This is a genomic window from Bradyrhizobium sp. HKCCYLRH3059 (assembly GCF_051168035.1).
GTDB lineage: Bacteria > Pseudomonadota > Alphaproteobacteria > Rhizobiales > Xanthobacteraceae > Bradyrhizobium.
In genome coordinates this window covers 511465-525417 of record NZ_JBNPUF010000007.1, presented here as the reverse complement: position 1 = coordinate 525417, position 13953 = coordinate 511465, and the positions used below count along the sequence as shown (strand labels likewise).

The window sequence follows — 13953 nt, the reverse complement described above, 5'->3', positions numbered from 1 at the left end:
TCCAGCAGAAGCGCTTGACGAGCTGCTGTCACGAATGAAAACACTTGGTGTTGCGACCACCGCTTGAGCCCGCCACCGGCATTCCCTGCGCGACGGTCTTCACGCTTATACGCAGTCTCCCTGGTGCGCCGGGCTTGTTGGCCACCATTGTCCGCGCGGCGCTTCAGCGCCGTCGCGAACGTGACACCAGCATCGGGGTGTCAGGACGCTGCGACTTCACGTCCGCAAGCGATCGTTCGTCCGCGCCCTCGTGAGAAGACGCTGCGATCTCTCGCGGCCATCGCTCCCCGCCTCGCGTGTCGTGACGATCGCGCGCAACGCCCCTCCGCAGTGAGGCGGGATGCGCGGATACAATCATGAATTCCGGAAATACGCAAGGTAATTATTTTTATCAGAAGTTAGTGGCCCATCCCGAACTCCCGGGAGCGCCGGCTCAGAGCGACCGCTGATTGACCCGCTGCGACAGCGCCTCGGCGCTTTCCTTGCGCTCGGAGTAGCGGTCGACCAGATAGTCGGCGCGGTCGCGCGTCAGCAGTGTGAACTTGACCAGCTCTTCCATCACGTCGACGAGGCGATCGTAATAGGGGGACGGCTTCATGCGGTCCGCGTCGTCGAACTCCGCGAAGGCCTTGGGCACCGAGGACTGGTTCGGAATGGTGATCAGGCGCATCCAGCGGCCGAGCACCCGAAGCTGATTGACCGCGTTGAACGACTGCGAGCCGCCAGAAACCTGCATCACCGCCAGCGTCTTGCCCTGCGTCGGCCGGACGGCGCCGAGCGACAGCGGGATCCAGTCGATCTGGGTCTTCATCACACCGGTCATCGCGCCGTGCCGCTCCGGCGAGCACCACACCATGCCTTCGCACCATGTCACGAGATCGCGCAGCTCGCGGACCTTCGGATGGTCCGGCTCGGCGTCGTCGACCAGCGGCAAGCCGCGCGGATCGAAAGTCCGTGTCTCCGCGCCGAAGCGCACGAGAATGCGCGCCGCTTCCTCGGTCAGCAGCCGGCTGAACGAGCGTTGCCGGAGCGATCCGTAGAGCAGCAGGATTCGCGGAGGGTGGGAGGAGAGCGCAGGCTCCAGCAGCTTCGCGCGGTCGATGGCACGGAATGAGGTTTCGTCCAATTGAGGCATCGTGTCAGACAACGCGGTATCCTCCGGCAAAATGATCGGCGTTGGCCGTCCTCGTTCGCGATACGCCGGTACAAGCGCTCAGAACGCGATGTCCGCAGCGACGGCTTCGATGCCGGCCTTCGCGCAGATGTCGTCGTTGTCGCCTCCGGGCGCGCCGGATACGCCGATCGCTCCGACCTGCTGGCCAGCGGCCTCTATTGGCATGCCGCCGCCGACCATGACAACGCCGGGAACGTTGACGATGGCCCGCTCCGCGGCGTCCGGTCGTGCCAGCCGGGCTGCGAGCGTGCTCGTCGCCTCGCGCCAGCTCGCGGCCGTCCTCGCCTTGCCCGTCGCGGCCTCAAGGGTATGCCAGCCGGCGAAACGGTCGCGCAGGGTGACCAGCGCGAGCCCCGACGGATCGCTCACGGTCACGGCAGCCTGCCAGCCGCGTTTGCGGCACTCCGCGAGCGCCGCCTGTGCCGCTTTGAGCGCCGTGTCCGGCGCGATGATGCGCCGCGTCCACGTCGGTTCGTCGGCGCGCGCAACGACAGCCGGGCCGAGCAGGAGGACCGCTGCGAGCAGCGGACGCAACGCCATCACGCCGACAGCCATTTCGCCATGTCCTCGGCCTTCGGCAGCCCGCCCGCATGGACGACCTTGCCGTCGATCACCACGCCCGGCGTCGAGGCGACGCCGAACCGGGCGATGTCGGCGAAGTCCGTGATCTTTTCCAGCTCGATCTCGATGCCGAGCTTGCTTGCCTCAGAGGAGGCCATTGCTGCGGTCTGAACACAGCGCTTGCAGCCGGAGCCGAGAATCTTGACGTTCTTCATGGGGCTTGTCCTTTCATCAGAACAGGGCGTTGAAGAGATAGCCGACGGCGACGATGCCGGCGGCGACGACGCCCGCGAAGACAGCGATCAGCCGGAGCGTCAGCACCTTGCGCAGAATGAGCATCTCGGGAAACGAAAGCGCGATGACGCTCATCATGAAGGCGAGCACCGTTCCCAGCGCCGCACCCTTGCCGAGCAGCGCCTCGACGACCGGAATGATGCCCGCAGCGTTGGCGTACATCGGCACGCCGATCAGCACCACGGCCGGCACGGACCACCATTGGTCCTTGCCCATGATCGAGGCGAGCAGGTCGTTCGGGACATAGCCGTGAATGAATGCGCCCGCCGCGATGCCAATGATGATCCATGCCCAGACGCGGCCGACGATGTCGCGTACCGCGTCGATCCCGGCCCGGATCCGATCGGCGACGGTCTGTGAATTGGGCTGCAACTCCGCCTGTCCTGCGCGCACGTTGCGAACCCATGCCTCGAGCCAGCCTTCGAGATGCAGGCGTCCGATGATCCATCCCGCCACGATCGCGACCGCCAGGCCGAAGGCCAGATAGATTGCGGCGATCCTCCAGCCGACCAGCGCGAACAGCAGGCCGAGCGCGACCTCGTTCACCATTGGCGCCGCGATCAGGAACGAGAAGGTCACGCCGAGTGGGACGCCAGCCGAGACGAAGCCGACGAAGAGCGGCACCGCCGAGCACGAGCAGAAGGGAGTGAATACGCCGAGGATCGCAGCCGCGACATTGCCGAGGCCCTCGCGCTTGCCGGCGAGCAATGCGCGAGTTCGCTCGGCTGAAAAAAAGCTGCGCACGACGCCCATGCCGAACACGACCAGCGTCATCAGCATCAGGACCTTGGGCGCGTCGAACACGAAGAACCGCGCGGCTTCTTCCAGATGGCTGTCGCGGGACACCGGCAGCGACGATACCAGCCATGCCGAGAACGCTTCCAGCTGCCAGTAGACCGCGAACCACAATGCGATCGCAGCTGCCGTCGCGATGATCCAGATCACAGCCGATGCCGACCCGTCAGGATAGGTCGAAGCTTCGGTTTTCATGCTGCACTCCTGTTCGGCTCAGGCATGGCCGCCATGACGGCGTCGAGGATGGCGCGGCGATCGGGCGTCAGGTCAGGGCTCAGCCGATACCGGACCCACTGGGCGTCACGCCGGTCGATGACGAGACCGGCGGCCTTGAGGGCGGACATGTGCCGGCTCATGCGCGATGCGCTGGCTCGGAGCTGCCGCATGAGCTCGCAGACGCAGTGCTCGCCGCCGTCCCAAAGGATGCGCAGGGCGGCGAGACGAGTCGGCTCGGCCAGAGCGGCGAGCAGCGGGACGGGATCGGACATGGTGGCAATATATTCGTATTTTCGTATTTGCGCAATAGCGCATATAATGATTGCGGATGTGCGATTTGACCGGCAATCGGCGCGGCGCGTGGCGTCAGGCTGATAATGGCTGGTGATGCGTGGCCCGCGCGGCGACGCCCTGCGAGATCCCGGTTGGGAAATCGGGCGAGCCGGCTGGCGTCGGGTCAATTCACGCGCAGGATGGTCTTGCCGCCGGCGGCCGGAATGTGACTGTGCGGCTGGGCTCGACGACGCGGCCGCCGCGCCGGGTACGGAGGCGGAGAGCGTTGGCGTCGAAGACCCAATAGGTGCAGCGGGCTGGGCGTCTGGGCTGCCCGGCGCGGATGTCCGGGATCTTTACCACGCGCGACGCCACGCGTTATCTCGAACAGGGAGCGCGGCCTCGCTCGGCGAGACGCGCGCTACCTATCCGACGATGGGTTGCCCGCGTTGCCTAGTTGCGGACGCTGCCCACGGTGATCGGAGCGACGAGCGCAGCGCTGCGGTGGTGCTGGGTGAGCACGGCGAGCTGGTGCGGCGAGGCGGCGCTGTCGGCATTCACCGCAATGGTCTGCTGCGCGGCGGATGCACCGACGACGGAGAGTTGGTGCGGGGTGGCCGGCAGCGCGCCGACTTCGTAGCTCGGCAGCTCGCCGGCAACGGCGGCGCCGCTCAGCAGCGCGAGGGCAAGAAGAGAGCCGGGAATGATGTGCTTGATGGTCATCGGGAGGTCCTTCTGTGACGATGATCGATTGCATGGCCTGCAATCGCTTTCGCTTCCTTGGACACTCCCTAGCGTTGTCAGCTTTATATGCGCTGCAGCATGATTTGACAATTCATGGATTGGTGATGCGGTTAAAATGGCAGTTCGCGTCCCGCCTTGATGCGGAAGGCGAATGATCTGATTTGCGATCTGAAATGAGATTGGAATGGAGTTGCGTGCGAGTGCGCTGGATTGAAACAAAATCCTGATGATGCGCTGATCGAGAGCCGATGAAGGCAGGGCTTTGGTAACGGCTTTGCTTGGGCGGCGATTCGCACAGGAGCAATGCGATTGCGATCTTCGAGCGTTCGCAAAACCGCTGCCCTCGCAATGACGGGATCGCGGCTGCCCATGAACGCGTCCTCTCTCACAACCAGGGGAGGGCGCTGTATTGCGCAAAGGCTCGCGCGGCTATTGGCCTGCCGCGCGGCCGCAGTCTCGTCAGTCGACGAACTGATCGCGCGTGTAGCCCTGGGCATAGAGCAGGGCGGTGAGGTCGCCGTGGTCGATGCGGGCCGAGGCTGCGGCCGAGACCGCAGGCTTGGCGTGATAGGCGACGCCGAGACCGGCCGCCTCGATCATGCCGAGGTCGTTGGCGCCGTCGCCGACCGCCAGGGTGTCGATCTCGTCGAGATCGAACGCCTCGCGCAGCTCGATCAGGGTGGCGAGCTTGGCGTCGCGGCCGATGATCGGCTCGCGCACCTCGCCCGTGAGCTTGCCGCCATCGATGATGAGCTCGTTGGCGCGGTTCTCCTGGAAGCCGATCTTGGCCGCGATGGCGCTGGTGAACAGCGTGAAGCCGCCGGAGATCAGGCAGGTATAGGCGCCGTTGGCGCGCATGGTCATCACCAGATGACGGCCGCCCGGCGTCAGCTTGATGCGCTTGGTCAGGACTTCGTCGACGACGCTCACCGGCAGGTCCTTCAGCAATGCGACGCGTTCGCGCAACGCCGGCTCGAACGCGATCTCGCCGCGCATGGCGCGCTCGGTGATGGCGGCGACGCGCGGCTTCAGCCCGGCGAAATCGGCGAGTTCGTCGATGCATTCCTGCCCGATCATGGTGCTGTCCATGTCGGCGAGGAAAAGCTTCTTGCGCCTGACGGCTTCCGCCTGCACGACGATGTCGATCGGCATGTCGCCGCGCAGGTCGCGCAGACGCGCCTCGAGCTTGTGGACCTCGCCGTCGTGGGCGAAGGGGATGTCGATCGCGACCTCGTCGAACAGCCAGCGCGGCGTGCCCGGCGAGGGCAGAACGGCCAGGAAGGCCTCCACGATCGTGGTATCAAGCGCGGGATCGGCGGGATTGCAGATGAAGGTGGCGACGAGAGACATCAGGTGACTTTGCCAGGGATCAACAAAGCGGTGCTTATCGCAGGGCCGACCGCCAGCGGCAAGTCGGCGCTGGCGGTGGAACTTGCGCAAAAAGCGGGCGGGGTCGTCATCAACACCGATTCCATGCAGGTCTACCGCGATCTGAGGGTGCTGACGGCAAGGCCGACCTGCGACGAAGAGGCCACCGTGCCGCACCGGCTCTACGGCCATGTCGATGCCAGCGTGAACTACTCGGCCGGCCATTATGTCCGGGATGCCGCGGAGATCCTGGGCGAGGTGCAACGGGCCGGGCGGCTGCCGATCTTTATCGGCGGCACTGGCCTGTATTTCAAGGCGCTGACATCAGGGCTGTCCGCGGTGCCGCCCGTGCCGGATGAGGTGCGCGACGCGGTGCGTCTCAGGCTCGATCGCGACGGCGTCGAGGCCTTGCATGCCGAGCTGGCGCGACGCGATCCGGCGGCGGCCGCGCGGCTGAACGTCCGCGACCGCGCCCGCGTGGCCCGGGCGCTGGAGGTGATCGAGGCGACGGGTCGGCCATTGGCCGACTGGCATGCCGAGGCCACTCCGCCGCTGCTGCCGGAGGGCAGCTATCGGGCGCTGTTCATCGCTCCGGAGCGCGAGGCGCTCTACGCGCGGATCGATGCACGGTTCGATCTGATGCTGGAGCGCGGTGCGCTGCAAGAGGTCGAGCGGCTGGCCGCGCGCGGCCTCGATCCGCTGCTGCCGGCGATGAAGGCCCACGGCGTGCCGGCGCTGATCCGCTATATCAGAGGGGAGATCACGTGGGAGGAGGCGGCCGCCATCGGCAAGGCCGACACCCGCCATTATGCCAAGCGGCAGTTCACCTGGTTTCGGCACCAACTGCCGGAGTTCGAGTGGATGAGCCCGGAGGCGGCAAAGGGATGGGTCGTCAAACTCTAGCCGCATCGTCATTCCGGGACATCGCGAAGCGATGGGCCCGGAATCCATAACCACGATCGTGAGTATGGATTCCGGGCTCGCCCTCCGGGCGCCCCGGAATGACGACCTCGTTTGGAGATGGAGCCCGTACTCTCATCCAGCCTATTGCCTCGTTTCGGAGGCCAACCGCCAAATTACCGCTCGCCGAACGGAAAATTCCGCGTTAACATCGCAAAATCGCGCTGACGAGCCGGCTTTGCCTTGACATTGGGGCATCGCCGGCTATGTTTCGCGCAACCTTTGGGAAGCTCGCTCGGCATCATGCGCAACTTTATTTCCATCCTCCTTATCGCCGTCGTACCTAGGCGCACCGCCGGGGATGGCTAGCGGCCATCCAAATTCCGAGCGGTGCGCAGGGCCTTCCAGGGCCCTTTTTTATTGCCTGGAAGCCAGCGATCCGACCGAAACGACCCTGACCCAAGTGACCAAAACCGACTGACCAAGACCGACTGACCAAGACCGACCAGCCGCTGACAGAAGCGATCCGGAGCCCACCATGACCGACAAGAGCCACGATCCGAACCAGATGACCGGCGCCGCGATGATCGTGCGCGCGCTCATCGACCACGGCGTGCAGCACCTCTTCGGCTATCCTGGCGGCGCGGTGCTTCCGATCTATGACGAGATCTTCCAGCAGAGCGAGGTCGAGCACATCCTGGTCCGCCACGAGCAGGGCGCTGGCCACGCCGCCGAAGGCTATGCGCGCTCGACCGGCAGGCCGGGCGTCGTGCTGGTGACCTCGGGCCCCGGCGCCACCAACATGGTGACGCCGCTGGCGGACGCGCTGATGGATTCGATCCCGCTGGTCTGCATCACCGGCCAGGTGCCGACGCATCTGATCGGCAACGACGCGTTCCAGGAATGCGACACGGTCGGCATCACCCGGCCCTGCACCAAGCACAACTGGCTGGTCCGCAACGTCAACGATCTCGCCAAGGTGCTGCACGAGGCGTTCTATGTCGCGACCACGGGCCGTCCGGGGCCGGTCGTCGTCGACGTGCCGAAGGACGTGCAGTTCGCGACCGGCACCTATCATCCGCCACGCAAGTCCGACGTCCACATCTCCTATTCGCCGCGCGTGAAGGGCGACGCGATGCAGATCCGCAAAGCCGTGGCGCTGCTGGCGGGCGCCAAGCGGCCGGTGATCTATTCCGGCGGCGGCGTCATCAATTCGGGGCCGGAGGCCTCGCGGCTGCTGCGCGAGCTGGTCGAGGTCACGGGCTTCCCGATCACCTCGACGCTGATGGGATTGGGCGCCTATCCGGCGTCGGGCACCAATTGGCTCGGCATGCTCGGCATGCACGGCACCTACGAGGCCAACATGGCGATGCATGATTGCGACGTCATGCTGTGCGTCGGCGCGCGCTTCGATGACCGCATCACCGGGCGCACCGATGCGTTCTCGCCCGGCTCGAAGAAGATCCACATCGACATCGATCCGTCCTCGATCAACAAGAACATCCGCGTCGACGTGCCGATCATCGGCGATTGCGGCGACGTGCTCGCCGACATCCTGCAGGTGTTCAGGGCCGAGGCGAAGAAGCCCGACATCAAGTCGTGGTGGCAGGAGATCGCCGTCTGGCGCGCGCGCAACTCGCTGGCCTACCGGCCGAACCGCGACGTCATCATGCCGCAATATGCGATCCAGCGGCTGTTCGAGCTGACGCGCGGCCGCGACACCTACATCACGACCGAGGTCGGCCAGCACCAGATGTGGGCGGCGCAGTTCTACGGCTTCGAGGAACCGCACCGCTGGATGACCTCGGGCGGTCTCGGCACCATGGGCTACGGCCTGCCGGCCGCGATCGGCGTCCAGGTCGCCCATCCCGACAGCCTCGTCATCGACATCGGCGGCGACGCCTCGGTGCAGATGACGATGCAGGAGATGTCGACGGCCGTGCAGTACGAGCTGCCGGTCAAGATCTTCATCCTCAACAACCAGTACATGGGCATGGTGCGGCAGTGGCAGCAGCTGCTGCACGGCAACCGCCTGTCGCACTCCTACTCGGAGGCGCTGCCGGACTTCGTCAAACTGGCCGAGGCCTATGGCGGCGTCGGATTGCAGGTGAGCAAGCCCGGCGACCTCGACGGCGCGATCAAGGAGATGATCTCGGTCAAGAAGCCGGTGCTGTTCGACTGCCGCGTCGCGGCGCTCGAAAACTGCTTCCCGATGATCCCGTCGGGCAAGGCGCATAACGAGATGATCCTGCCGGCGGAAGCGAGCGATCCGGCCGCGGCGTTCGCGGGCGGCAAGGCGCTGGTGTGAGTCTGATAGGTTTGATGGTGCGGTGATGGCACGCGCGTCCGGCAGTCTCTCTCTTAACCTCTCCCCGCTTGCGGGGAGAGGTCGACGCGCAGCGTCGGGTGAGGGGGACTCTCCACGCAGTCGGCCTCGCGGAGAATCCCCCTCTCCCCGCAAGCGGGGCGAGGGAGCTCATCTGCTTGCGCGGCCGCATTGTGCCCATGCGTCAGGGAGTTCTCATGTTCACCCTCGCTGAGCTCGAAGCCGCCCACGCCATCGTCGGCGCCGCGGTGCCGGCGACGCCGGCGCATGCGTGGCCGTTGCTGGCGCAGCGGCTGGGGACCGGGGTCGTCGTGAAGCACGAGAACCACACGCCGGCCGGCGCCTTCAAGGTGCGCGGCGGGCTGGTCTATGTCGACAACCTCAAGCGTACGCGGCCGGACGTCCGCGGCCTGATCACCGCGACGCGCGGCAATCATGGCCAGAGCGTCGCGTTTGCCGGCCGTCGCAACGGCCTGCCGGTGACGATCTACGTGCCGCGTGGCAACTCGGTCGAGAAGAACCGCGCGATGGCGGCGTTCGGCGCCGAGCTGATCGAGCACGGCAGCGACTTCCAGGAGGCGCGCGAGGAGGCCGGCCGCCATGCGGCGCGCGACGGCCTGCACATGGTGCCGTCGTTCCATCGCGATCTCGTGCGCGGCGTCGCGACCTACGCGCTGGAGCTGTTCCGCACGGCGCCCGACCTCGATGTGCTCTACGTCTCGATCGGGCAGGGCTCCGGCATCTGCGGCTGCATCCTGGCGCGCGATCTCTTGGGCTTGAAGACCGAGATCGTCGGCGTGCAGTCGACCGAGGCGCCGTCCTACGCGCTGTCGTTCGCTGCGCGGACGGTGGTGACGACCAACAGCGCCGACACCCACGCCGATGGTCTCGCGACGCGCAGCCCGGATGCGGATGCGCTCGCCATCATCCTGAAAGGCGCCTCGCGCATCGTGCAGGTCGGCGACGCCGAGATCGCCGAGGCCGTGCGCATTCTCTGGACCGACACCCACAATCTCGCCGAAGGTGCCGGCGCGGCACCGCTTGCGGCGGCCTTGCAGGAAAAGGGCAGGCTCGCCGGCAAGCGCGTCGGCCTAGTGTTGACCGGCGGCAACATCGATCTCGACCTGTTCAGGCGCTGGGTGCTGCCGGCGGCCACGCATGCCGAAGCGGGGGCCGCATGAGGAGCTCGCAACTCGCCACAAACACCGCTGTCATGCCCGGGCTTGACCCGCCTGCGCGGCCGAAGCCGCTTCGGCGCGGCGAAGGCCCAGGCATCCACGAACCGCGCGCTCGACGCTCGACGTGGAGGGCCGGGAGCGCAGACAAGTTTACGCAGTCTGCGCAAGGCAGACTGCTATGCCCGGCCATGACGGTTGAACTATCACGGGGACACCAATGAACCAGCCAGCGTCAGCCTATTTCCTCGAAGACCGTCACGATCCGAACGAGACGCACACGCTGGCGGTGCTGGTGCAGAACGAGCCGGGCGTGCTCGCGCGCGTCATCGGCCTGTTCTCGGGCCGCGGCTACAACATCGAGAGCCTCACCGTCTCCGAGACCGAGAGCCAGAAGCACCTCTCGCGCATCACCATCGTCACCACCGGCACGCCGATGGTGATCCAGCAGATCAAGCACCAGCTCGACCGCATGATCCCGGTCTACCGCGTCGTCGACATGACGCTGACCAAGCGCGCGATCGAGCGCGAACTCGCGATGGTCAAGGTGCGCGGCACCGGCGAGCCGCGGGTCGAGGCGCTGCGGCTGGCGGATGCGTTCCGCGCCCGGGTGATCGACGCCACGACGGAAAGCTTCGTGTTCGAGATCACAGGCAATACCGACAAGATCACGCAATTCATCGATCTGATGCGTCCGCTCGGCCTGGTGGAAGTCGCCAGGACCGGCATTGCGGCGATCGGGCGGGGATCGGAAGGGATGTGAGCCATGCTGGCGCGCGACTGGTACTACAACGAACGCAACCGGATCGGGCTCGATCATGCCGTCGCCTCGATCTACGGCTCGGGCGATGATGCCGACGAGCGCGCGCGCGCTGCTCTGAAGATGCTCGGCGTCAAGCCGGGCTGGCGGGTGGCGGACATCGGCTGCGGCAACGGCGTGCTGGCGACCGAGGCGGCGCTGCTGGGCGCCGTCGTCGACGCCATCGACATCTCGCCGGCGATGCTGGCGCTGACCCGGATCTACACCCGCGACCGCCGTACCGCGGTGCGGATGCATTCGGCGGGGCTGCTGTCGTTCGCCTATGAGCCGAACTCGTATGACCTGATCGCCAGCGAGTTCACGCTGCATCATCTGCCGGACTTCTGGAAGGCGGTGGCGCTGGCGCGCATCTTCGCGGCGCTGAAGCCGGGCGCGCAGTTCTTCCTGCGCGACATCGTCTATGTCAGCATGCCCGACGGTGTCGAGCGCTCGGTCGAGCAGTGGGCGGATTTCAACATCAAGAACCACGACCTCGCCCGCGACAGCGTCATCACCCACATGCGCGACGAGAACTCGACCTTCGCCTGGGTGATGGAGCGCATGCTGGCCGAGGTTGGCTTCGTCACGGTCTCCGCCGACTACCATGCGCCGATGCACGCGACGTATGTGCTGCAGAAGCCGGCGGGGCAGGGCTAGGCGCTGATGTTCTTGTACGACGGTGAGGTGGCCACGCTGCCACCCTCCCCTGGAGGGGGAGGGTCGATCGCGCATGCAATGCGCGATCGGGGTGGGGTGGGCCGCCGCAAAAGCTCGCGCGTGGAGAGATCACCCCACCCCGCCTCACATCGTTGCTTCGCACGATGTGGGGCGACCCTCCCCCTCCAGGGGAGGTTGAAAAGTCGTCGTGTGGCAGGAGCTCATTAGATGTCCCAGCAGCTCCTCATCGCCTTTGTCACCTTCGCCTTCGTGATGGCGTTCACGCCCGGGCCGAACAACATCATGCTGCTGTCGTCGGGCGTGACCCATGGCTTCCGCCGCACGGTGCCGCACATGATGGGCGTCAGCTTCGGCTTCGCCTTCATGGTCGGCGCGGTCGGCTTCGGCCTCGCGACGGTGTTCATCCGCTATCCCCTGCTGCAGGACGTGCTGAAATACCTCGGCGCGGCCTATCTGATCTACCTCGCGGTCGCCATCGCCTTGTCAGGATCGGCCGAGCCTGACGACGCCAAGCCGCGCGGCCCGATGTCGTTCTGGGGCGCGGCGCTGTTCCAATGGGTCAACGCCAAGGGCTGGGTGATGGTGATCAGCACCATCACCGCCTATGCCGCGATCGCCAGCTTTCCGGCCAACGTGGCGCTGCAGGTCGCGATCAGCTTCGTGATGGCGGTCGCCTCGACCATCACCTGGACGCTGTTCGGCACGGCCTTGCGGCCGCTGCTCAGCTCCGAGCGTGCGGTCCGCGCCTTCAACATCCTGATGGCGATGCTGCTCCTGGCCTCGCTCTATCCCGTGTTCATGGACGCATGAGGGAGACTGCCGCCATGCGAGATCGGGGTTTCCAAGCAGGGCCAAAATGCTCTAGACACGGGCCGGATTTCGTCCGGGCGCAGCCGCCCGTGCCTCACCCAAGCGTCTGACTTTCCAGCCAATTCCGGCCATCTCAAAGAGGAAACGACAATGCGTGTCTACTACGATCGCGACGCCGATCTGAACCTGATCAAGGGCAAGAAGGTCGTCATCGTCGGCTATGGCAGCCAGGGCCACGCCCACGCGCTCAACCTGAAGGATTCCGGCGTCAAGGACGTCGCGATCGCGCTGCGCAAGGGCTCGGCCTCCGCCAAGAAGGCCGAAGGCGCCGGCTTCAAGGTGATGGAAGTCGCCGAGGCCGCGAAGTGGGCCGACCTCGTGATGATGCTGACCCCGGACGAGCTGCAGGGCGACATCTACCGCGAGCACCTGCACGACAACATGAAGCAGGGCGCCGCGCTGGTGTTCGCGCACGGCCTCAACGTCCACTTCAACCTGCTCGATCCGCGCGCCGATCTCGACGTGCTGATGATCGCGCCGAAGGGCCCCGGCCACACCGTCCGCTCGGAGTACCAGCGCGGCGGCGGCGTGCCCTGCCTGATCGCGATCGCCAAGGATTCCTCGGGCAATGCCCATGACCTCGGCCTGTCCTACGCCTCGGCGATCGGCGGCGGCCGCGCCGGCATCATCGAGACCACGTTCAAGGAAGAGTGCGAGACCGACCTGTTCGGCGAACAGGCGGTGCTGTGCGGCGGCCTGGTCGAGCTGATCAAGGCCGGCTACGAGACGCTGACCGAGGCCGGCTACGCGCCGGAGATGGCCTATTTCGAGTGCCTCCACGAGGTGAAGCTGATCGTCGACCTGATCTATGAAGGCGGCATCGCCAACATGAACTACTCGATCTCCAACACCGCCGAATACGGCGAGTACGTCACCGGCCCGCGCATCATCACGCCGGAAACCAAGGCCGAGATGAAGCGCGTGCTCGACGACATCCAGTCAGGCCGCTTCGCGCGCGACTGGATGCTGGAGAACAAGGTCAACCAGACCTCGTTCAAGGCGACCCGCGCCAAGCTTGCCCAGCACCCGATCGAGGAAGTCGGCGCCCGCCTGCGCGACATGATGCCCTGGATCAAGAAGGGCGCGCTGGTCGACAAGAGCAAGAACTGAGGTCTTGCGGCGAAACCGAGAAATGAAAACGGCGGGCAGAGGCCCGCCGTTTCTGTTTGGGGTCGTTGAAGGCCCGCCGGCGCGTTCAGGACGCCGCGCGGCGCGACGCCACCGGCGTCAGCAGGCGGACGATCTCGCTGACGGCGACGAGGCCGACGAGCCAGGCGGCGCTGGTCAGGCCGAGGCGGGCGACGATCGGGAGCGCGAAGCTCGCGGCGCCGCCGAGTGCCGGCGTGGCGGCCAGCAGCACCAGCTCATAGGCGGCGTAGGCACTGAGGAGCGCGACGGCAAGCGCAACCGTCGCTGGTGCTGTGCGCAAGGTCGCCAGGGCCATGCGGGCCACAACGGTGGCACTGAGCGCCGCGACGCCGATCATGGCGCCCCAGGCCAGGGTGTTGGCATCGACCGGATAGTGCAGGGCGCCGAAGCCGATGCCCTGGTTGACCAGCCAGGCGCCGAGCATCACCGGCAGCGCCGCGCGCAGCGGCAGCATGGCGGCGGCGATCACGGCGAAGGCCGCAAACGGCGTCGCGCAGGCGAACACGAAGCTCGCCAGCGCGCAGGCCCCTGTCAGCAGCGCGAAGCAGAACGCAGCGGCATGCCGTTGCGGAACGGGCGCGAGGCGAGCCTCGGTACCAGACCGGGCGAGGACGTCGAGAGTCATGGAACA

Annotated in this window: 16 protein-coding genes; 8 read left to right on the top strand and 8 right to left on the bottom strand. The window is 66.3% G+C overall.

The window, feature by feature from the left end; all coding sequences use genetic code 11:
* Positions 1 to 433: 433 nt before the first annotated feature.
* The 6 genes from arsH to ACQR13_RS24100 all read right to left on the bottom strand — a co-directional run bounded on the left by arsH (position 434) and on the right by ACQR13_RS24100 (position 4036).
* Positions 434 to 1135 (bottom strand): arsenical resistance protein ArsH, encoded by a 702-nt coding sequence (gene arsH, locus ACQR13_RS24125; protein ID WP_315752894.1) that lies wholly within the window; start codon positions 1133 to 1135, stop codon positions 434 to 436.
* A 78-nt stretch (positions 1136 to 1213) separates the two neighbouring features.
* Positions 1214 to 1729, bottom strand: a complete 516-nt coding sequence (locus ACQR13_RS24120; RefSeq protein ID WP_315752734.1) for a GlcG/HbpS family heme-binding protein — start codon at positions 1727 to 1729, stop codon at positions 1214 to 1216.
* Positions 1714 to 1950, bottom strand: coding sequence for a thioredoxin family protein (locus ACQR13_RS24115; protein ID WP_434863302.1), 237 nt, complete (start codon positions 1948 to 1950; stop codon positions 1714 to 1716). Before ACQR13_RS24115 ends, ACQR13_RS24120 begins: the two co-directional genes overlap by 16 nt.
* Positions 1951 to 1966: 16 nt before the next feature.
* On the bottom strand, positions 1967 to 3019 hold the full coding sequence (locus ACQR13_RS24110) for a permease (RefSeq protein WP_434863301.1): 1053 nt from the start codon (positions 3017 to 3019) through the stop codon (positions 1967 to 1969).
* Positions 3016 to 3312 (bottom strand): ArsR/SmtB family transcription factor, encoded by a 297-nt coding sequence (locus ACQR13_RS24105; protein ID WP_315713353.1) that lies wholly within the window; start codon positions 3310 to 3312, stop codon positions 3016 to 3018. Before ACQR13_RS24105 ends, ACQR13_RS24110 begins: the two co-directional genes overlap by 4 nt.
* Before the next feature lie 454 nt (positions 3313 to 3766).
* Complete coding sequence (locus ACQR13_RS24100; RefSeq protein ID WP_315769108.1) at positions 3767 to 4036, bottom strand: hypothetical protein; 270 nt, start codon at positions 4034 to 4036, stop codon at positions 3767 to 3769.
* A 14-nt stretch (positions 4037 to 4050) separates the two neighbouring features.
* Here ACQR13_RS24100 and ACQR13_RS24095 point away from each other — a divergent pair, with 14 nt between their 5' ends.
* The gene (locus ACQR13_RS24095; RefSeq protein WP_315769106.1) at positions 4051 to 4212 is read left to right on the top strand and encodes a hypothetical protein; all 162 of its coding nucleotides are present in this window, start codon (positions 4051 to 4053) and stop codon (positions 4210 to 4212) included.
* 304 nt (positions 4213 to 4516) lie between these two features.
* Here ACQR13_RS24095 and serB read toward each other — a convergent pair whose 3' ends face one another.
* Entirely contained in the window at positions 4517 to 5407 is an 891-nt protein-coding gene (gene serB / locus ACQR13_RS24090) for a phosphoserine phosphatase SerB (RefSeq protein WP_315752739.1), read from the bottom strand.
* A 3-nt stretch (positions 5408 to 5410) separates the two neighbouring features.
* Here serB and miaA point away from each other — a divergent pair, with 3 nt between their 5' ends.
* The 7 genes from miaA to ilvC all read left to right on the top strand — a co-directional run bounded on the left by miaA (position 5411) and on the right by ilvC (position 13283).
* On the top strand, positions 5411 to 6328 hold the full coding sequence (miaA, locus tag ACQR13_RS24085) for a tRNA (adenosine(37)-N6)-dimethylallyltransferase MiaA (RefSeq protein ID WP_434863300.1): 918 nt from the start codon (positions 5411 to 5413) through the stop codon (positions 6326 to 6328).
* A 535-nt stretch (positions 6329 to 6863) separates the two neighbouring features.
* On the top strand, positions 6864 to 8633 hold the full coding sequence (locus tag ACQR13_RS24080; RefSeq protein WP_315713347.1) for an acetolactate synthase 3 large subunit: 1770 nt from the start codon (positions 6864 to 6866) through the stop codon (positions 8631 to 8633).
* Between the two features lie 215 nt (positions 8634 to 8848).
* Positions 8849 to 9832 (top strand): threonine dehydratase, encoded by a 984-nt coding sequence (locus ACQR13_RS24075; protein WP_316201757.1) that lies wholly within the window; start codon positions 8849 to 8851, stop codon positions 9830 to 9832.
* Positions 9833 to 10046: 214 nt separating this feature from the next.
* The gene (gene ilvN / locus ACQR13_RS24070; protein ID WP_315713345.1) at positions 10047 to 10589 is read left to right on the top strand and encodes an acetolactate synthase small subunit; all 543 of its coding nucleotides are present in this window, start codon (positions 10047 to 10049) and stop codon (positions 10587 to 10589) included.
* 3 nt (positions 10590 to 10592) lie between these two features.
* A complete protein-coding gene (locus ACQR13_RS24065; RefSeq protein ID WP_316192847.1) occupies positions 10593 to 11282 on the top strand; it encodes a class I SAM-dependent methyltransferase in 690 nt (229 codons plus the stop codon).
* A gap of 228 nt (positions 11283 to 11510) precedes the next feature.
* Complete coding sequence (locus ACQR13_RS24060; RefSeq protein ID WP_434844873.1) at positions 11511 to 12113, top strand: LysE family translocator; 603 nt, start codon at positions 11511 to 11513, stop codon at positions 12111 to 12113.
* A gap of 150 nt (positions 12114 to 12263) precedes the next feature.
* Positions 12264 to 13283: a ketol-acid reductoisomerase gene (gene ilvC, locus ACQR13_RS24055; RefSeq protein ID WP_315713342.1), complete on the top strand. Its 1020-nt coding sequence runs from the start codon at positions 12264 to 12266 to the stop codon at positions 13281 to 13283.
* An 85-nt stretch (positions 13284 to 13368) separates the two neighbouring features.
* Here the strand turns inward: ilvC and ACQR13_RS24050 are convergent, their stop codons facing one another.
* On the bottom strand, positions 13369 to 13947 hold the full coding sequence (locus tag ACQR13_RS24050; protein ID WP_434843122.1) for a hypothetical protein: 579 nt from the start codon (positions 13945 to 13947) through the stop codon (positions 13369 to 13371).
* Positions 13948 to 13953: the final 6 nt, after the last annotated feature.